17 protein-coding genes and 1 pseudogene are annotated in these 19508 nt (G+C 65.4%); 12 read left to right on the top strand and 6 right to left on the bottom strand.

Translation table 11 applies throughout. From position 1 onward, the window contains the following. Nucleotides 1-218 precede the first annotated feature (218 nt). A complete protein-coding gene (locus tag ACIBW7_RS33295) occupies nucleotides 219-716 on the top strand; it encodes a MarR family winged helix-turn-helix transcriptional regulator (RefSeq protein WP_397053325.1) in 498 nt (165 codons plus the stop codon). Here ACIBW7_RS33295 and ACIBW7_RS33290 read toward each other — a convergent pair. Further along, complete coding sequence (locus ACIBW7_RS33290; protein WP_397053323.1) at nucleotides 713-1207, bottom strand: MarR family winged helix-turn-helix transcriptional regulator; 495 nt, start codon at nucleotides 1205-1207, stop codon at nucleotides 713-715. The two genes, ACIBW7_RS33295 and ACIBW7_RS33290, sit on opposite strands and share 4 nt — an antisense overlap. A gap of 130 nt (nucleotides 1208-1337) precedes the next feature. On the opposite strand from ACIBW7_RS33290, the gene ACIBW7_RS33285 reads away from it, so the two are divergent. The 3 genes from ACIBW7_RS33285 to ACIBW7_RS33275 all read left to right on the top strand — a co-directional run bounded on the left by ACIBW7_RS33285 (nucleotide 1338) and on the right by ACIBW7_RS33275 (nucleotide 3515). Further along, nucleotides 1338-2357, top strand: a complete 1020-nt coding sequence (locus ACIBW7_RS33285; protein ID WP_397053321.1) for a hypothetical protein — start codon at nucleotides 1338-1340, stop codon at nucleotides 2355-2357. Continuing rightward, complete coding sequence (locus ACIBW7_RS33280) at nucleotides 2354-2830, top strand: SRPBCC family protein (RefSeq protein WP_397053319.1); 477 nt, start codon at nucleotides 2354-2356, stop codon at nucleotides 2828-2830. The genes ACIBW7_RS33285 and ACIBW7_RS33280 overlap by 4 nt, the downstream gene beginning before the upstream one ends. A gap of 205 nt (nucleotides 2831-3035) precedes the next feature. Continuing rightward, nucleotides 3036-3515 carry a hypothetical protein gene (locus tag ACIBW7_RS33275; protein WP_397053317.1) on the top strand — a complete coding sequence of 160 codons (480 nt, stop codon included), beginning with the start codon at nucleotides 3036-3038 and terminating at the stop codon, nucleotides 3513-3515. A 6-nt stretch (nucleotides 3516-3521) separates the two neighbouring features. Here the strand turns inward: ACIBW7_RS33275 and ACIBW7_RS33270 are convergent. Continuing rightward, nucleotides 3522-4164: pseudogene (locus ACIBW7_RS33270) on the bottom strand (MMPL family transporter); the annotation flags it as partial. 3 nt (nucleotides 4165-4167) lie between these two features. Here ACIBW7_RS33270 and ACIBW7_RS33265 point away from each other — a divergent pair. The 4 genes from ACIBW7_RS33265 to ACIBW7_RS33250 all read left to right on the top strand — a co-directional run bounded on the left by ACIBW7_RS33265 (nucleotide 4168) and on the right by ACIBW7_RS33250 (nucleotide 6450). Further along, complete coding sequence (locus ACIBW7_RS33265; RefSeq protein ID WP_397053315.1) at nucleotides 4168-4404, top strand: hypothetical protein; 237 nt, start codon at nucleotides 4168-4170, stop codon at nucleotides 4402-4404. Nucleotides 4405-4431: 27 nt separating this feature from the next. Continuing rightward, nucleotides 4432-4674: a hypothetical protein gene (locus ACIBW7_RS33260; RefSeq protein WP_397053313.1), complete on the top strand. Its 243-nt coding sequence runs from the start codon at nucleotides 4432-4434 to the stop codon at nucleotides 4672-4674. After that, nucleotides 4671-5021, top strand: a complete 351-nt coding sequence (locus ACIBW7_RS33255) for a hypothetical protein (RefSeq protein WP_397053311.1) — start codon at nucleotides 4671-4673, stop codon at nucleotides 5019-5021. Before ACIBW7_RS33260 ends, ACIBW7_RS33255 begins: the two co-directional genes overlap by 4 nt. Nucleotides 5022-5331: 310 nt before the next feature. Then, a complete protein-coding gene (locus ACIBW7_RS33250) occupies nucleotides 5332-6450 on the top strand; it encodes a TetR/AcrR family transcriptional regulator (RefSeq protein WP_397053309.1) in 1119 nt (372 codons plus the stop codon). Here ACIBW7_RS33250 and ACIBW7_RS33245 read toward each other — a convergent pair. Further along, nucleotides 6427-7554, bottom strand: coding sequence for a TetR/AcrR family transcriptional regulator (locus ACIBW7_RS33245; protein ID WP_397053308.1), 1128 nt, complete (start codon nucleotides 7552-7554; stop codon nucleotides 6427-6429). The genes ACIBW7_RS33250 and ACIBW7_RS33245 overlap by 24 nt on opposite strands. Before the next feature lie 67 nt (nucleotides 7555-7621). Between ACIBW7_RS33245 and ACIBW7_RS33240 the strand changes: the two genes are divergently transcribed. From ACIBW7_RS33240 to ACIBW7_RS33225, 4 genes are all read left to right on the top strand, one after another. Continuing rightward, nucleotides 7622-8686 carry a polyprenyl synthetase family protein gene (locus tag ACIBW7_RS33240; protein ID WP_397053306.1) on the top strand — a complete coding sequence of 355 codons (1065 nt, stop codon included), beginning with the start codon at nucleotides 7622-7624 and terminating at the stop codon, nucleotides 8684-8686. Further along, nucleotides 8683-10059 (top strand): cytochrome P450, encoded by a 1377-nt coding sequence (locus ACIBW7_RS33235; RefSeq protein ID WP_397053304.1) that lies wholly within the window; start codon nucleotides 8683-8685, stop codon nucleotides 10057-10059. The genes ACIBW7_RS33240 and ACIBW7_RS33235 overlap by 4 nt, the downstream gene beginning before the upstream one ends. A 6-nt stretch (nucleotides 10060-10065) precedes the next feature. Continuing rightward, nucleotides 10066-10974, top strand: a complete 909-nt coding sequence (locus tag ACIBW7_RS33230) for a UbiA family prenyltransferase (protein ID WP_397053302.1) — start codon at nucleotides 10066-10068, stop codon at nucleotides 10972-10974. Between the two features lie 456 nt (nucleotides 10975-11430). After that, a complete protein-coding gene (locus ACIBW7_RS33225) occupies nucleotides 11431-13524 on the top strand; it encodes an AMP-binding protein (protein WP_397053582.1) in 2094 nt (697 codons plus the stop codon). Between the two features lie 2 nt (nucleotides 13525-13526). Here the strand turns inward: ACIBW7_RS33225 and ACIBW7_RS33220 are convergent, their stop codons facing one another. The 3 genes from ACIBW7_RS33220 to ACIBW7_RS33210 form a co-directional block, all read right to left on the bottom strand. Further along, complete coding sequence (locus tag ACIBW7_RS33220) at nucleotides 13527-14948, bottom strand: MFS transporter (protein ID WP_397053300.1); 1422 nt, start codon at nucleotides 14946-14948, stop codon at nucleotides 13527-13529. 157 nt (nucleotides 14949-15105) lie between these two features. Then, on the bottom strand, nucleotides 15106-17037 hold the full coding sequence (locus tag ACIBW7_RS33215; RefSeq protein WP_397053298.1) for a hypothetical protein: 1932 nt from the start codon (nucleotides 17035-17037) through the stop codon (nucleotides 15106-15108). A gap of 1143 nt (nucleotides 17038-18180) precedes the next feature. Then, nucleotides 18181-19317 carry an esterase/lipase family protein gene (locus ACIBW7_RS33210; RefSeq protein WP_397053296.1) on the bottom strand — a complete coding sequence of 379 codons (1137 nt, stop codon included), beginning with the start codon at nucleotides 19315-19317 and terminating at the stop codon, nucleotides 18181-18183. Nucleotides 19318-19508 lie beyond the last annotated feature (191 nt).

Raw genomic sequence — 19508 nt, 5'->3', positions numbered from 1 at the left:
TGGCGATCGGGTCACGACAGCATCCGTTGGTGCCGTCCCAATAGCCCCCGTCGACCGACGCCGTGCGCCGGCCCAGTGATACCCCAGCAATCCACGCGACACGATCGTCGACTCGCGGTGGCGACTCGGCGAATTACATGCTGTGCGAATCTATGCTGTGCGTATGAATCTTAAGACTCCGCGCCGTCCGCCGCAACCGTCGCTGTAGGCTCAGTTATGTGGACCCACTGTTCGAGTTCGGCTTACTCACCAAGGCAATTGGGCGTGAGCTGGAGCGTGGGGGGAACCAGACCATGCAGCGCTTCGGATTGACCAATGCGCAAGCCGATGCCCTGGTGGTCATCGGCGAGGCGCAACCGGTCTCACTGAAGAAGCTGGGGGGATTGCTCATTGCCGAGGGCGGTCATCCGAGCCGCCTGGTCGATCGACTTGTCGAATCAGGGCTGGTCGTCCGGGGCGTCGCCGAAGACGATCGCCGTGTCATCCAATTGTCGTTGACCGAGCGCGGTACCGAATTGGCGCGCTCGATCACTGAAGTGCGCCAACGATTTCTCGATGCCACACGCCGGCTGCTCGGGGATCTGGACATGGAGCCGGGCCTGGCACTGCTTCGTGCCGTGGCCCAGCACACATCGTATGCGAATTTGATCGAAGATCGACGGGCAATATCGCACTATTCCCCTAGAGCGCAGCGCGACCGTCAGAACGCGCGCTAGCGGGAGGGCTCCGTTCCATCCTCGGCGGGCGCGGTCGCGCTGAGCCGGCGACGGCGGTCCAGGAACTCCCGATAGGGAGTATGCATCAGAAAACTCTCGATCAATTCCTGTGCGCCCGCGATATCACGATCGCCCAGCAAGCCCCGGGCGAAGTCCAGGACGGTCGTGCGAATCCGCTCGATCTCGACCACCCGCTCCCGGCCGCGCGATGTCAGGGTCAACACCACATGTCGGCGATCCTCCGGGAGCGGCTCGCGCGCAACCAGTCCCGCCTCGACGAGCCGGTCGACCAGCCGGCTCGGATGTCCGGCCTCCGCGATGAGCAGATCGCCGAGATCCTTCAGCGACAGCGGTCCCGCCTGGCCGATGACCACCAGCGCGTCCGCCTGCACATCGGTGACGCCCAACGGCTCGAGCGCATCGTTCATGAGGCGTTCGAGAGCTCGGTGCGCAGCCTTCATTGCCAGCGCAAGTTCGAACAACGGATTCACCCGATGAGCGTATGACACCGGCCAGCGCCCCACCTCGCCCCGAAAAATACCGGACCGACGGAGTGACGGACCCCACAGCGAGATGTATGATCAGCCATCTAATGACACGCCACTCATTTTTGGAGCAGGCATGAACAGTCGCCAGGGTCGAATCCTCCCCTTCATCAGATCCGCCGATCAGCACCCGCTACCGGTCATCGAATGGCCGGATAGCGTGCAGACCATCCTCGACGCCGACCAGGCCGTCGCGCTCGCCACCACCACCCCGGCACGCGGTGTGGTGATCGCCCCGCTGACCAATTTCGCCGCCAACGACCGCGCCCGCGGCACCGTGACGGTGAACAGCTCGGTCGGCATGTGGCGCAAACTGCAACGCATCCAACAGAATCCGAGCGTCACGGTCGCCTTCCACACCCGCGCGCACGCCGCGACGGCGCGGCCGGAGTTCGTCCTCATGCAGGGCGATGCGACGATCGGACCGCTGGACCGGCCGCACCAGTGGTACGACGAACTCGGTGACCGCTGGGAGCGCTTCGGCGGTCAGTCGCGCGGGGTCGGACCGCTCTGGGAGCGCTGGATGCGTGCTTATCACTGGCGGGTCAATATCACCATATGCGTTGCACGCGTGCTTATTTGGTCCGATCTGCGATGCACCGAGGCGCCGACGGTACTCGGTGTTCCGCTGCCCGCACCGCCACTGTGCCAGCACCCGCCCACGGGTGGCACTCGTCCTCGGGTCGACCAGCGCGTGGCGGCCGCCCATGCCCGGCGATACCCGAACGTGCTGCTCGGCTATGTCGGCAGCGACGGATTCCCGATGGTGTTGCCGGTGCAGGTCACCGGATCCGATCCCGACGGTCTCGAACTGGACTGTGCGCAAATACTTCCCGGCGGCGGACGGCGGGCGGGCATGCTCGCGCATTCGTTCAGCCGCTATGTGGTCGGACAGCGCCAGCAGAGCCATACCGGCTGGCTCGATGTCACGGCGGATCGCGCCGTCTACAGCCCGCATACCCAGCACGGCTACCATCTCCCGCCGTCGCGCTCGATGTACAACCTGTCCGCGGGTTACGTCACCCGGCGCGGTGTCCGTTCCGGCCAGCGCGCCGGATTCCTGCCCCGCACAACACCTTCCGGTGGCGGTCGATGATCACCATCGCGCAGAGCACGATAATCCCGGCATCGACGGATCGGGTGTGGCAGTTCTTCACCGAACTCGACGACCGCTATCGCGACTGGCATCCCGAACACGTCGAATGGCGCACGCTGCAGGGACCCCCGTTGACACCGGGTGCGATCTGGTACGCGCACGAGTGGGTCGGCCGGGTCGAGATCAGCAGTCGGGCATTCGTCACGGCGGCCGATCCCGGCCGATACTTCGCCTATCGCATCGGATTTCCCAGCGCCCTGGTCAATGCCCGCGGTTCGTTCCATCTCACGCCGCTCGACGAGCACCGGTGCCGACTCGACGAGACGGCCACCCTGGGCTTCGCCCTCCCCATAGTCGGGGCCATATTCGATGTACTGCTGCGGGTCCTGCTGCCGATCGCCGATATGCGTAGGCACGTCCGGGAGGAAGGGACCAATCTCGCAGCGCTGTTCGCCCACGCAGCCGAGAGCTGACCCGCCGCACCACCGACTCGGTGTGCGGGTCCGACCAAAGGAGGACAGCGTACGCGACCTCGAGCTGATGTCACCGGCACTGGGAACGCCGCACAATCAGGGCCGTAAGAAATCTGTTGGGAAACTCTAAGCCCGGACAGATTTGATGCCCAGGTACGGATGTGACGCTGATGGTCGCAGATTTGAGCCGAGAACGGAGAAGATAGTGCCGACGACGTTTCCGAGTTCCGTCACCGAGGCCACATCGGATACGGTGCAGGACTGCCGCCGACGTGGTTGGACGGTCGCGGAAACGACCAATGGTGTCTGCCTGATCACCGATGCGCGGATTTCGGCCATCGAACTCACCGGGGCACTGGCCGCCACCGTGCGCCGGTACCTTCGGGCCAACAACCTGTCCGGTCCGGTGATCGAAATCCCAGGCCCGCAGCGCCGCGAGATCCACCTCGTCGTCGGCGCGGCCAAGGCGGCCATGGCGATCGGCGCACTGCGCGGTCTCGGCGCGATCGTGCACACCGACGGTGCGAGCATCCCGCTTCCACCGACCCGCCTGTCGGCCGGTTCGGCCTGCTGGGGCATTTCCCCGAGTGAGGCCCGTTGGGTACCGCCCGTGGTCGCGATCGCCGCCGCGGTGCGGGCCGCCGAATCCGGCCGCAAGCGCCATCTCGACGATCTGGCGAGCTGAGCAGCATCAAACCGACGACGGGTCCGATTCCGCTCGTCGGTCGGGTGTCGGCATCGCGTCCGTGCCGTCGGTAATCGGTTCGCGGACAATGACTTTTCGCTGGATGCGCCGCAGCCAGGCCGGAGCCCACCAGCACGCGTCACCGAGCAGCTTCATGGTCGCAGGGACCAGCAGCATTCGCAGCACGGTGGCATCGATGAACAGCGCGGTGACCATGCCGAGGGCGATGTACTGCATCATCAGCAGATCGGACAGGGCGAAGACACCGGTCACCACGATCAAGATCAGTGCGGCGGCGGAAATGATCCGGCCGGTGCGCGCGACTCCGGTGCGGACCGCCTCGGTCGTGGACGCGCCCGCCCTGCGCGCCTCGACGATGCGGGCGAGCAGGAAAACCTCGTAATCGGTGGACAGGCCGTAGATCACCGACACGATCAGCATCAGCACCAGCGACATGATCGGCTGCGGCGTGAAAACCCAGCAGTCCGGCCCCGTGCCCGTCGACGAAGATCCAGGTCAGCACGCCGATGGTGGCACCGAGGCCGAGCAGGTTCAGCACAGCGGTCTCGAGTGGCAACACGATTGAGCCGAAGGTGAGGAACAGCAGTGCGGAGGTGGCGATGAAGACGAACGTGAGCATCAGCGGCAGCCCGTGGAACTGGGCGCCCGCGTCACCAAAGCCCTCGGCATCGATCTGATGTCACTGCAGATGGGACGATCGTTCAGCCTGGAACAGGCCGGTCCGAAGGTGGCCGACTTGATTCTCGCTGCCGAACCCGGTCAGCCACAACCGATTCCGGATCCGCCGACGACCGATGGGGCCGCACACGGTTCGGGGGCCGCGAACGAATCGAGCACCGTGGCAACAACGGCCGTACCGCAGCACTGACCACCCTTATCGAATCGAGGTATCGCTGTGGTCGATTTCGGTCTCATCGATGAGTGGAACCCGCCCCCTGGTCGGCTGGTCACCTGGGTTGCCGCACCGGAATCGGTGGCGCGAGCCGCGCAGGCGCCTGTCCATCTCGCGCCGCCGTCGCACCAGCAGGAGCAGTATCTGCGCTGGCCGATCGGCACACTGCCGCCGACTTCCGCTACTCCGGATTATGTCTGGTCACCGCCGAGATACCGATGGGTGATCTCGACCAGGATGCAATGACGCGCGTCATCAATCCATTCCTCCTGCGCCACGACACCTTTCGGACCTGGTTCGCCATCGATTCCGATGGAACGGTGCGGCGGCGCCTGGTCGCACCGGATGTGGTCGACTTCGTGCCGATCGACTACGGCCGCCTCGACGACGCCGAAGCCATCCGCGGACATGTGCAGAAGACGACCCCCGGTCCGTTCCAATGGGATTGCTTCACTTTCGGCGCGATCGAGCACGGTGAGTCGACCACGGTCTACCTGGCCGTCGACCGCTTCCTTGCCCCGCAACAGTTCCGGACTCTCGCTTCGCACCACACTGGATCCTGCGGTGACGATCGGGACCGGTCGGCGCGATAAGCGCTCGCACAACGCGGCTCTGGACAGCTCACAACGCGAGCCGGAATCCGCTCGGCGGGCACCCTGTGCCCGGTGCCGTCTGACCATCCCCTCCGCGGTCAGACGGCGGCAACTGACGCGCGAGGACATCGGCAGTCGAGATGTTGTTACCATTTGGATGATAGACGCATCCGAATGTGCATGACAACGCCGAACAGGGCACGATCGCCGCGCCACCAGCTACATCTCGGCCATTCGTAGCGCCGCGCGCGAGTATCGAACCGGTACGCTGCGCGGTGCCGCAGGAAGCAAGGGAACAGCGAAGGGACCGATGGTTCGTCTGACGAGGGCACAGCAGCAGGACGCCACCCGCAGAAAGGTGTTGGCCGCGGCCAAGTCCGAGTTCGCGCAGCGTGGATTCCGCGGCGCGACGGTGGACGGCATCGCCGATCGCGCCGATATGACGCGGGGCGCGGTCTACTCCAACTTTCCGGGCAAGCGGGCGCTATATCTCGCGGTGCTGGCACACGAAGCCGAACAGGCTCCCGCGCCCGCCGGCGGCACGAAGGCCGATACACCAGCCGCCGCGCTCGGCGCGTTCGCCAGCACCTGGCTCGAGCAACTTCCGCAGTCGAGCCAGTACGAGTACGGCGAAGACGAGCAGTTCACCTCCCCCGCACTCAGCGTCGATTTCGTACCCGAAGTCCTGATGAGCGAACAGATCCGGCGGCCGTTCGCACAGCTGCTCGCGCTCGACGCACTGCTGCTCGCCGTATCGCTGCGGGCCATCAGCCAACCGACGTCCGCGCCGCTGGAAAGTTTCATCGCCAGTGCCGAATCCGTGCTGACGATCCTGTACGGGACCACCCAGCTGTCCTACGTCGCGCCCGAATTCACCGATCCGGCACGGGCCATCGCGCTGTGCGAACAGGTCGCACTACTCGGCGGCGTGAAGACGCCGAGCCCGGCGTTCCCGACCGACGCGCGCGTCACTCGGGTCGACGAGCCTTGGGAACCGCCGAGCTGCATCGATCGTGTACGCGCGGACTCGGCCCAGCTCGACGGCGACAGCCTGATCGCCGTCGTCGGCATGCACCGGATCGCCACCGTCGAAGCGGCGCTGTCGATCTGGCCCGAGCACACCGATATCACGCTGGCGCTGGTGAGCGATCGTCCCGCGGAACTCGCACCGTTGGCGCGGCTGGCGATCGCGGATATCTGCCGGTCATTGCGTCATGCGTTTCCGGCGGCGGCGCTACCGCGGCTGCAGGTGGTCGTCGATGATGCCGGGACACTCGCGGCCGCATGTGGATTCGACCGGGTCGACGACAATTCCGAGTTCGCGGTCCTCGTCGAGAACGGCCGCATCACGACGCGGGCCGAGGGGCGGGGCGCAGGCAAGGCCGCCGCAACCGAATACGCCAGTTCATCGGCTTCGGACCGAGCGTAAGTCTTCGAGGGTGCCGAACGTTTTCGCCAGCGCCTGACAGGCACCCGCGCCCGTCACCCGCGCCAGCACCCGTTCGCCGTCGACGAAGACAGCACTCTCGGTGTCGTCATCGACGATATCCACCCCGCACGCCCGTGCGAGTTTGCCGGATTCGTCGAGAACCACCTGCATGCCGGGAACCGCGGGGCACGGAAATGCGGCGCGCAGCGACCGGCTGATATCGCTGACCGCGAGGCGAGCCAGCTGTGCCACCTCCGTCCCGTCGGCGGTGGCCATCGCGATCGTGGTGCGACCTCCGCTGGGCTGGTCACGCAGGATATCCGCGACGGCGCCGAGCTTGTTCATCCCGAGTACGGCAACTACGTTCGCGCCCGAAAGATCCGCGGCCACCGTATGGACGAGGTCGCGGCATGGTGGTGGCTTCCACGGTTCGTCGACGCCCGCGACCGTGACGGTATCCGCCGTAGCCCGCGTGGTGTCGTCGATCCGGTGGTGCACCATCTGCTCGCATGCGGCGATCACTTTCGCCCGGTCCACGAATTCCGGTGCGACGAAAGACAATTGGGTCGCACCGTAGAGCAGGGTGATCACCGATTCGGCGATGCCGAGCCAACGGCCGGGCAGTACGGACCCGCCACCGCCGTCGAGGCCCGCCAGCGCCAAGCCCAGAAGGATGGCATCGAGTTTGATCAGCTGCACGAACGAGCCGCGCAGACATTCGTCGACGACGAGTTCGGGAATGAGGTCGTGCGCCAGCATCGGTGAGTGCAGCTGCGAGACCCCGGCCACCGGACAGTTTGCCGAACCGGGGAGCCGTTCGACCCAGGTCCGGGCGAATCGGCCGATGGCCGCCACCGGGGTCCGCGCCGGGCGACCATCCAGCAGTTCCGGCGCCCCCTCGGCCTCCGCGGCCAACACCGCCAGGTACAACGCCCGCTTACCAGCGAAGTTGGAGTACACCGCGCCGCGAGTGAGCTCCGCGCGCTCGGCGATGTCATCCACCGTCGCGCCCCGAAAACCGCGTTCGGCGAATTCCGCCTTGGCCGCCGCTAGGACCCGGTCGCGATTGCGTTGCTGCAATGCGGCTCTGCTCTGACGACTCATCGGTTCTCCACCAACCGTTCTGTTCGTTTACAGATGCGCATACCATCCAAATGTTGATACCATCTCAATGCTACGTGCGACTGAGTACGAGCAGGCGGGCATCGAAGGACGGGTAGTGGGCATCACCAGGTACGAATCCGGGTCGCGAACCGCGGCCACGGTGCTCGATGAGGCCAGGCGTCTGGTCGAGCCCGCATACCGCTCCTCCCTGGACCGCATTGCCCCACCGATTCGAATGATCGTCGGTTACCACGCCGGCTGGCTGGACGCCACGGGTCGGCCCAGCAAACAGGTCGGCAAGTCGATCCGTCCGGCGCTGGTACTGGCATCGGCGAAAGCCGTGGCGGCCGCGGAGCCACCGCAGGGCGTCACCGAGGCCGTCGCGGTCGAGCTCGTGCACGATTTTTCACTACTGCACGACGACCTGACCGACGCCGACGAGCAGCGGCGCAACCGCCGAACGGCCTGGTCGGTGTTCGGCGAACGCGGCGCCCAGCTCGCAGGAGATGCGCTACTGGCCATGGCGATCAACGAGATGGTCGGCCGCCCCGGCATCACGCTGCTGTCGAAAGCCCTCGATGCCCTATGCAACGGACAGGCCGCAGATATCGAGTTGGAGCACCGCGAGACCGGCGGGCTCGACGAATCCCTCGCCATGATCGAGTCGAAGACCGCGGCGCTGTTGTCCTGCGCCTGCGAGATGGGCGCGATCGCCGGTGGCGCCGACCAGGAACAAGCCAGAGCGCTGGCCGAATTCGGACACCATCTCGGCATCGCATTCCAATTGATCGATGACATGCTCGGCATCTGGGGCAATCCGAGCGTGACCGGTAAGCCGCTGTACCCCGACCTCGCCAACCGCAAGAAGTCCCCGCCGATCGCGCGCGCATTGGATTCGACCGGGCCCACCGCGGACGCGCTGCGCGAGTTGTATCGAGACGTCGGGCGAGATACCGAAACGCTGCACCGGATCGCCTGCCTGATCGAACTCACCGGAGCACGCGAGTGGGCGGAACGGGAAGCCCGGCGGGAGCTCGACGCCGCGTTGGACTGCCTGGCCGGCGTATCCGCCGACGATGCCACCGAGGATCTTCGACTACTCGCCGCGATGATGACGAGCAGGTCCGCATGAAGAACCCGATCGAGTCGATCCCGCTAGCTCCGAACACTGTCCCGATTCTCGGTCACGGCATCCGTTTTCTCACCGACCCGATCGGATTTCTATCGTCACTCCCCACGCACGGCCGCCTCAGCCGAGTCCAATTGGGCCCGTTGCCGGTCGTCGTGGTCTGCGATCCCGAGTTGGCCCGAGTGGTGCTCCTCGACGACCGCACCTTCGATCGCGGCGGACCACTCTACGATCGCTCCCGCGAGGTCGCGGGTGACGGCATCGGAACCTGCCCGCACAGCAGGCACCGCCGACAGCGCCGCCTGAGCCAACCCGCCTTCCAACCAGGACGTATCCCCGGATACTCCGAGGCCATGGTCGACTCGATCGAAAACGTGATCGGTTCCTGGCAGGACGGACAGCAAATCCAGCTCGGCGCGGAAATGTCGAAACTCACTGTCCGAGTGGCGGTTCGGACAATGTTCTCCTCGTCGTTTCCGGAGACCTCGGTTCAGCAGGTCGCCGACGACTTCACGACCATTGCCGGGAGCATATTCCGGCGAATGGTGCTGCCACCGGCCGTCAATCGACTGCCCACACCGGCCAACCGGCGCTATTACCAGGCTCGGAACCGGCTGCGGGCAGTGGCCGCCGAACTGATCGACCAGCGGCGCACCGACAATCGAGACCACGGCGATCTGCTGTCCTCCCTCATGCGTGCCCGCGATCCGGACTCCACCGGCGCGCAGGTCGCGATGAGCGACGAGGAGCTGATCGACCAGGTATTCACCTTTCTGTTCGCGGGTGCGGAAACCACCGCGAGCACGTTGACCTGGGCGCTGTATCTGCTCGGACGAAATCCGGAGCTACGACGGCAGGTGCAGCAAGAGGTCGATACCGTACTGAGCGATAAAACCGCCCGCTACCAGGACCTGGCGAATCTACCGGTCGTCAATCGGGTGGTGACCGAAACGCTGCGGTTGTATCCGGCCGGATGGTTGCTCACCAGGGTGGTTTCGGCCGACACCACCCTCGACGGCGTCCCGCTCCCTGCGGGCACGACCATTGCGGTGAGTCCGCATGTCATTCATCGGCGCGATGAAATCTATGAGCGGGCAGGCGAATTCGTGCCCGATCGGTGGATCGGTGCGGAACCGGACCGAACGCTGTTCATATCCTTCGGCGCCGGTGCGCGAAGGTGCATAGGTGACCAGTTCGGACTGGTCGAGGCCAGTTTGGCACTGGCGACGATCGCGGCACGCTGGCGCGTCGCTCCGCTGTCGACTCGGCCCGTACCCGTATCGCTCGCCCATCTGCCCGCACCGACGAAACTCGGTATGCGGGTGTGGCGTCGAGATCCGGTGGCCGTCAATGCCTCCGCATCGGAGTCGGGGTAGGTAGGTATGGCCGCACTCCCCGAAGCGGCCGCGCGCCGCAGGGTCGGCGTGCTGACCAGCGGCTTACTGCGTGAGTTCCACATCTGCTGGTCGTTCAGCGCAGGCGACCTGACGGCAACCGTTGTACCCGCGACGACCTTCGCCGTCGCCGCATGGGCGAGCACCCATGCGGGTGTCGCTGCACTACCGCTGGTGTTGGCCGAATGTCTGGTCTATTTCTGGCTTTACATCTACACGTTCAACCTGTCCAACCAGCTGACCGGGATCGAGGAGGATCGCCACAATAAGCCGAACCGGCCGCTCGTCGTCGGGCTCGTCACCCCGCAGGGCGCCAAGTGGCGGCTGGTCTGGGTCACTGCCGCCTTCCTCGCGCTGGGTGCGGTGCTGCAGGTCCTGGAATGGACGGTGCTCTGGATAGTGGCGTGGGCCTTCCACAATCATTTCGGCGGCGCCCGCGCGCTGTGGGGTAAGAATGCCGCCATGGTCGCGGGCACGATCGCCCAACTCGCGGCGGCCTGGCAAATCGTGACTCCCCTGACGCCGGCGGCCTGGACCTGGATCGCGGCGATCGCCATACCCCTGAGTGTGCTGGTATCCCTGCAAGATCTGCGCGATATCGACGGTGATGTGGCGGTCGGAAGACGCACCGCCGTAGTGGTTTTCGGGGAGCCGGCCTGCCGCCGGTTCTTCGCGGCGGCATTCGTGAGCTATCCGGTTGCCATGCATTTCCTCGTCTATCGGGACGCACCGGCCCCCGCGGCACTGGTCGGCGTGGCCGCAGCGCTGCTGTCCTTCGTCATCGCCTACCGCGTGCTTCGGCGGCGGGATCGCCGTGCCGACCACACCACCTACCTCCTCTATACCTATTGGTACTGCCTGACTCTGGCCAGTGCGGTCCTCGCCTTCGGAACGTAATCCTCGGCAGGACGCGCCCACACAGATCCGGGGAGGGATCGGCTTACCCGAACCAGATGAGCGCGGCCTGCCCTCGAACACCACTACGCCGGCGCCACCGACTGCGGCCTCGGTGTCGCGCCTTCGGGTATTCGAGACACGGTGTCGGCGACGGTGCCCGGTGATCACCATGTGTTCCCAGCTTAGGTTCGCCTGAACATGTGGGCAATCTGATTGGGGCACAACATTATTGAGCCACGTGTGCATTGTGATCGATCCCAGGGTGGGTGCGCGAGGCCCGACGGGTGGATTCCGTCGATTGTTGGGGTCATTCACATCGGTCCCGGTTGACGGTTGGGCGCGGCCCCAACTTCGCAGTGAATGGTGGGCAACACGGGTAGGGCCTCGCATACTTGCGTCTATAGGGGTTTCCTGCCGACCCGAGCTGTTCGAACCGGCCGACGAGAAGTGCATGAGTTGGTTACCGACATCATCGATGTGGGCGCGGAATTCGCGATCGCCCGGCAAGCGCTCTGGGATCTGCTGCTCGAACCGCAGACCTATCCACGGTTATTCGCCAGCATCGGCGGCTGCGAACGCGTGGAATCCCGTACCGACACCGGCATTCTGGAGGTGCGGGTAGGCACCCCAGAGTTCGGAATACGCACTCATCAGGTGCGGTTCCGGGTGTGTCGCTGGTACGAGAGCTTCGAATTGGAATGCCTCGGCACCGGTAGTTTCGCCTCGGTTCGCCTGCGCGGCGACGAGGAGCGCACCAAGATCGTCATCACCCTGTTCGCACCGGGCCGGATGCATCCGCTGCTGCCGGAGCAGTCCAATGCCGCAGTGGTGGCGTGGGTCGACAGCGGATTGCGGCGCGCGGTCGACGTCATCCGCGGCGCGCACACCTCGGTGGTGGTCAATGCCGAGAATTCACCGCTGCGGCGGCAGGTGGGTGTGGCCAAGCAGATCATGAGTACCGGTGTCGCGCGGCCCACCAACCCCGCGACCAGCATCAAACAGGTTCGCTCCCTGTCGAAATGGGGTTTCAATCTGGCGGGCGGGTACGCGGCGGGGTCCGCGCATTCGCCGGATCGGATCGCTGTCGTCGACGACTCCGGTACCCGCACCTTCGCTCAGATGCATGAGCGCACGAATGCGCTGGCCGGAGCCATGGCGGCCCTGGGCCTCGCGTCCGGTGACGCGGTGGGATTGCTGTCGCGCAACCATGCGGGCATGGTCGAAACCATGGTCGCCGCCGGGAAACTCGGGGTCGACGTGGCGCTGTTGAATGCGGGGCTGTCCGGGCGGCGCATCGAGGAAATCGTGCAGCGCCACCGGCTTTCGGCGCTATTCGTCGACGGTGAGCTGGAACAGCTGGTCCGCTATCTGCATACCGATCTGCCGCGGTTCAATACCGACGGTCGCCCGCCGGTACCCGGGCGTTCCACCATCGACGACCTGATCGCCATGGGGCAGTCCGAATTTCGCATCCCGACACAGCCAGGCAGGCTGATCGTGCTGACCTCGGGAACCAGCGGCACACCGAAGGGTGCGCGCCGCCCCCATCCGAAGGGTTTCGGCACCATCGCCGCCCTGCTGTCGCGGATTCCGCTCGCAATGGATGCGGCGATGCTGATCCCGGCCCCGCTGTTCCACACCTGGGGTCTGGCCGGGCTGCAGCTCAGCACGGCGCTGCGTGCAACGGTCGTGCTGCCGGAGCGGTTCGACGCGGAGGAATGTCTGCGCTTGGTCGCCGAACACCAGGTCGAGAGCATGATCGTGGTGCCGACGATGGTGAATCGCGTCCTCGATCTGCCCACCGCCGTACGTGCTCGCTACGACACATCCAGTCTGCGCACCGTGATCAGCTGCGGCGCACCGCTGGCCGGGGCGACCGTGCTGCGATTCATGGACACCTATGGCGAGATCCTCTACAACGTCTACGGTTCCACCGAGGTGTCCTGGGCCACCATCGCGACTCCCGACGATCTGCGCACCGCACCGACCACTGCGGGCCGACCGCCGCTCGGCACCAGGGTCGCGGTGCTCGGTCCGGATCAGCGCCCGGTTCCGATCGGCGTCACCGGGCATATCTTCGTCGGCAACCACATGCTGTTCGACGGCTATGTCAATTCCGCGCCACCCGCCGAGGCCGACGGCATGCTCGACACCGGTGACCTCGGCTATCTCGATGTCGCGGGCCGGATGTTCATTGCCGGGCGCGACGACGAGATGATCATCTCGGGCGGTGAGAATGTGTTCCCGCGTCCGGTCGAGGAGGCCCTCGCGCATCTGCCGCAGGTCAGTGAGGTCGCCGTGGTCGGCGTGCCGGATACCGAGTTCGGGCAGCGTCTGGCGGCTTTCGTGGTGAAACGCGAAGGCGCGGGACTGGATTCGGATATGATCCGGTCCTACATTCGCAATCGGCTCAGCCGCTTCTCCGTACCGCGCGATGTCACCTTCCTCAATGCGCTCCCCCGCGGCGAAACCGGAAAGATTCTCAAGCGGCTGCTCATCGGATCCGAGCCCGGCGAATCGTCTCCACTGGGCACCACCGGCTCTGCCTGACCTTATGTGGGTTCCTGCGACGGTGCGGGCAACGCCAGGGTCGGCACCGCCATGGCAATGGCGAGGACCGCGATTGCCGCCAGCATGACAATGCTGCCGTCCAGGGTGTGCGTGCGGAAGAACACGACGCTGAGCAGTGCAAGCCCGACCGCATTGCCGATCTGCTCGATGGTGGGCACCTGCCCGGATGCTTCGGCCATTTGGCGCTGCGCCAAACCCGCCAGCATCAGCGGTTGCACCTGCACACCGAACAGGCCGACCCCGAATCCGGCGATGAAGACCGGGCCGAGCGCCAACGCGAGATTCACCTCGCCTGCGGTGAGCCGCAGATATGCCGCGCCGATCGCCACGCAGCATCCATACATCGCAATTCCGAACGCGAGTGCCCTTACCCCCCAACGCTTTACCGGCAACATCGAGGCAAGGGCACCGGTGCCCGCACCGAGTGCGAATGGTGTCATCGCCACACCGGTGCGCAGTGCGGACCACTGCAATTCGTCCTGCAGGGTGATCGATACGGTGAAGACGAATGCGGTGAACAGGCCGAAGAAACTTGCCACCAGCGCCGCACCGATGGCGAAGCCGCGATCGGCGAACAAATCCAGGCGCACCAGCGGAGTGCCGCCGCGCCGGACCAGCCTGCGCTCGTAGCCGAAGAACACCGCACCCAGCGCGAACGCCGCAGCGATTACACCGAAAGGCCATGGTCGCCAACCATTCTGCTGAATGTCCGCGAGAGCGGCGAGTAAGGCGAACAGGCTCACGGTGGACAACGCCACGCCGCCCAGGTCGAGGCGATCGCGTTCCAGTGGCCTGCCGAGGTGCAGATATTTGAAGCCGAGGACGAAGGCGAGCACGCCGATGGGCAGATTCATCAGGAATATCGAATGCCAACCGAGTCCGCCGATATCGGCGGTGACCAGCGCACCGCCGAGGATCGGCCCGAGCATTCCGGCGAATCCGGCGGTCGCACCGTACAGCGCGAAGACCTGTTGATGTCGATTCGGCGGGAAGCTCGCGATGAGGATGGCAATGGTCTGCGCCGCCATCCCGGCACCCGCGACCCCCTGGGCGATTCTCGCGATTACCAGTTCGGCTGCACTGGTGGATATTCCGCACCACGCCGAGGCCGCGGTGAATGCCGTGACCGAGACCAGGAATACGGTGCGGCGGCCGAAGATGGCGCCGATGCGCGCCGCGGTCAGCAGCGTGCACGCGAAGGCCAGCGAATAGCCGCAGACAACGAGCACCTGCGCCGATTGCGAGGCCCGCAGGTCTGCGGTGAGATTCGGAAGTGCGGTATTGACGATGGTCACGTCGATCATCTGCATGAATACCGCGATGAGGCAGCCGGCGAAGGCGAGCCACGCGCCGAAGTCACCGCCCGCCCGCTCGCCGGATCGTCGTGTCCCGATCTCCGTCACAGCTGATCCTCCCGAACGCGGGCAATCGAACGCGATGACGGTAACGAACAAGCCGGTAGCTACCGCAGGTCAGCGATAAAAGACTTTGTCAACACACAAGCCGACCGTCACCCGTCTTGTGAACCGGGCCAAGTCGAGGCTCGCCCTTCGGCCCCGATCAGGCCGACAGGTCGGTCGACTCGGCTCGCGCCATCTTCACCAGCATGTCGTGCAACTCCTTCGCCAACTTCCCCGCCCGATCCCCGTGCAGCGCGAAATCGGTGAAAGCATCGAGCAGGGCCAGGCTCGGATCCAGCGGGTTGTACGTGAGATCCGCACTGCCACGCAGTGATTCGGTAATCAGTCGGCGCTGCGCCTCGTGCCGGGCCCGAAAGTCCCCCGCGACATCGAGCGCACAACCGAACTCACGCACGACCGCGGCGTACACCGGCCGATCGGCATTGCGCCGCCGTCGCAACCACCTGCGTGGCCGCGCACTCCCGGCCGCCGGAACCAAGGTCGCCAAGGCACCCCCATCGAGCACCATCCAGATCGCCGACGCATCCGATTGCGGTAATGCCGGAGACGCCCCACGCACATCGGGCGCGTTATCGTCAGGATCGGTAATCCGTATGCCGCGCAAGGCAATCGGATACCTGGTGAGCATATCGTCCACCGCTGCCGTCACCTCCCGGACAAGATAGGTGTCGATATTCGGCCCATCGAACCCGACGATGTCCAGACCGTGCTGCGCCGCCAACTCGACAGCGGTCGTCGGTGTCGCCGAATCGTCGGATTCCCCATGGGAGCGCGGCATCTCGATGTCGGGATACATCGGAAGTTGTACCGTCTCGGAATCCTGAGCATAGACCGGCAGCGGTACAGTCTTCGGCTCCACGTCCGCCGCGGGCGGCCACCCCACCTCGGGCCCTCGCACGTAGACCGGCAACGGAACCGACTCGGGTTGTCGCGCGTAGACCGGCAGCGATGCCAAGTCGGGCTCCTGAACGTCCGCTGGTACCGACACAGCCTCCGGCCCCTGAACATCCGCCGATAGCGCCCCTCCCGCGGGCTCGGCAACAGCAGCGGACGACGGCACCACCTCGGGCGCCCCAACATCCACCAGCGGGCGTGCCATCTCGGGCTCCGACATGTAGGCCGGTAGCGGCAGCTCCCGAACATCTGCCGGCAACGCCCCGGGCGCCTCGATCTCCACCGGCGCACGTTCCGACTCGGTAGTCGAAACGTCAGCTGGTAGCAAAACTTCGTCCGAACCACTGACATCCACCAAAAGCGAAAGAGTTTCGGGGTTGCGAACGTCCTCAGATAGTGCGTCCGCCACAGGCGCCGCAACATCGACGGGTAGCGGCACTGCACGCAATTCGCGATCGTCTGCCGGTAGCGCTTTCGCCACTGGCTCCGCGACATCAGCAGGCAACAGCACCGACTCGGAATCACGAATATCTGCCGGTAGCGCGACCGCGGTGGGCTCAGCAGCGTCCGCCAGGAACGGCACAGCCGCAGGGGCCGCAATTTCCATCGGCGGGCGCACCGACTCGGGATCCGAAACGTCGACCGGTAGAGGTGGAGCCGGGCGTTCTCCGACATTCATCGGCACGAGTTCCGCGATATCCACGGACAACGGTGGGGGATTTGGCGGCCGAACATCCTCCGTCGGCGAAACTGCCTCCGGCGCTTGAACATCCGTCGATGGTCGAACCGCCTCCGGGCTCGCGTTCTCGCCGAGCGGACCACTCGGTACCAACACAGCTTCCGGTTCCCGAATATCTCCCGGTGACGCCGCGGACGCGGGCAGCGCGGGATCCGGCGGCAACGACAGAGCTGCACGCGCCTCGACATCCGCCAACGGCGCGGGTATCGACTCGCGTTCCGAAACATCCACCCGAAGCGACAGAGCCTCGGGTTCGCGAACATCCTCCGGTAGTGCCTCCGCGACATCAGCCGACAACGGCACCTGGTCCGGCGCCCCGACATCCACCGGCGGGCGTACCGTCTCGGGTTCCGCAACATCAGTCGGCCGCGGCCCTGCCTCCGGCTCCCGAACGTCTGCCGGTAGCGCGACGGCCGCGGGCACGGCAGCATTCAGCATGTGCGCGCCGTCCGGCTCGCCGACATCCACAGGCTGCGGTCGTGCCGTCTCAGGTTCTCGAACATCGACTGGCAGAGATGGAGTTGGGCGTGCCCCGACATCCACCGGCCCGGCCACCGCGACGGGCTCCGCGACATTTACCGACGGCGGCACAGGATCTGGCGGCCGGACATTCACCGGTGGCGGAACTACCTTCGGCGCTCGGACATCCGCCGACAGTCGAATCGCCTCCGGTTTCGCGGTCTCGCGCAGTGAACCGGTCGGTGCCGATACGGCGGGCTCGGGGCCCATGTGTGCCGCGCCGGCTTGTCGAGACGGCGTTCGCTGGATTATCGGTGGAGCTGCGACTGGGATCGGTTCCGGTGCAGGAGATGTGGAGGGTTCGGTGGGTGTGTTCGATCTCGCCGGGCGCGGACGGACGGTGCGTTGTGACCACGGGGTGTCCACTGTCCGGCGGGACCACGGAGTTGGTGCGGGCTCGCGCACGAGTGGGCGGTGTCGACTCGCGGTGGGTTGGTCTGTCGTCGGTCGACCTGATGCGGTTTCCGGCTGCATTGCCGCAGATGCGACATCCGAATGCACCGCAACAGGCGGAACGTCCGAGTGCACCGCAGCAGACGCGACATTCGACTGTACCGTCGCGAAGGCCACATCCGACCGCACATCTCCGGATGCGCCGACCGAACGCGCCTCCACAGACGCCGCGCCCGACTGCACCCCCACGGGTGCGCCGTCCGACCACACCTCCGCAGATGCGCCTGCCACCTGCCGTTCCAAGTATGCCGCATCCGAACGCATTTCTTCGGACACCGCGGCCGATTCCACCTCCGCGAATTCGATCGCGGCCTTCAGCTCGACGACGGTTCGGTTGGCTTCGGCGATGAGGCGTTCCAGCCTCGCCACCATCGCCCGCAGTTCGCCCGGGTCGAACCGCGACCGCTGCATCACCGAGGTCTCCTGCTGTGTCGTTACCGCGGTCACCTGCAACCGGGTGTGCTGACCCGTAACCACGGCCCGATTCGCATGAACCCGAGTACGGACAGTGGCACAGTCAATTTTCACTCAGGTCGTCAAACCTCCCGAGGTTGGGAAGTCCACACCTTGCCCGGCTCGGCCGCTTCGGGCAGGGTTCATCGTTCGAACTCAGAGGGCACCGCCACCTCCGATCAACCATGGGTTGAAGCTGCAGTCCAGATTCGAATGGTGCGCGGGATCCAGGGCCTCGAGCGCGATGGAGGCCGAGCGCGGTGAATACATCATGGTCAGGTGGTCGGACAGATCCTGTTCGCAGCCGTCCTGCAGCGTGATGTTGTCGACCGTGGCGTCCGGCCCGGCCTGCAGGAATGTCCAGCTGTAGGGGTTGGTGACCTCGTCGTACCGCGACCCGACGACCGTGTAATCGACACCGGGCACCGTATCCCCGTTCGCGTTGAGCCGCGCATAGAACGAAGACCCCACCGCCTGTTCGATATTCGACAGCCCGACGATCGGCTCGTAGAAACCGAGGATATTCACACCGAGGTTATTGATGGCCCGCCCCAGCAACGCGATGCCCATCAACGACGTGCCGTGGTGGGTGGCACCGAAAGTGACCAGCTTGCCGACCTTATCGGCACCCCCGTCGAATTTCAGATACTGATTCGCCACCGTCCCACCCTGCGAATGACCAACGATATCGACCTTCTCCGCTCCTGTGGCCCCCCGTACCCGCTCCACGAAATCCGCCAGCTGGCGTGCGGATTCGGCCATCGGCCCGACTCCGTAGCGACCGGGCAGCATCGCACCGATCCCACCGCCCTCCATCAGCCCCGATCGCCCGAAATTGAAGGCGAATACGCAGAATCCCGCCCGCGCCAACTGCGGCGAGAGATAGGCAAACGTATCGAAGGCATTGAGCCAGGTGCCGTGCAACAGCACCACCGGGTTCGGATGTTCGGCACTCGGCTTGCAGTCCCACCGGTTCGCACCCGCAGGCGCGGCATCCGGGTGCGCGAGACCGTAGGCGAAAGCCGCAAGGGCCGCGGTCATTTCGGGACCTTCACCGACGGTATTGGATGCGATGCTCTTCGCCCAGCCCGATCCACTTCCGGTGTCCACGATCGCCTGTGGCTGCCTCCCGTCCGGAGCCGGGGCCAGCCCCGCGTTGATCTGTTCGACGAGGAATTGCTGATCGGATTCGGCGGGCTCCGCGCCCGCCACACCGATTCCGAGCCCATGTGCCACGGACAGTCCAGCGATGAGGGCGGCACCCGCGAAGGCGCGGCAGCCGCGTTGCTTCATTGCAAACATCTCGTACTTCCCATTCCGATCGGTTCCGCCCCACGCCGGTCGCTATGCCACAGATCACAGATCACACGAAATGTGATGGCCGCCATTGTGATTAAGCGGTATTCGAAATCTAGAACGGTCATCAGCTGACGTCACTGCACGCCATGACGAATAAAGTCCGCACCGGTTTGTCGTCGACGACA

The sequence above is a fragment of the Nocardia sp. NPDC049526 genome, from assembly GCF_044465765.1.
Classification (GTDB): Bacteria; Actinomycetota; Actinomycetes; order Mycobacteriales; family Mycobacteriaceae; genus Nocardia.
This window is presented reverse-complemented; position numbering and strand designations above follow the sequence as displayed.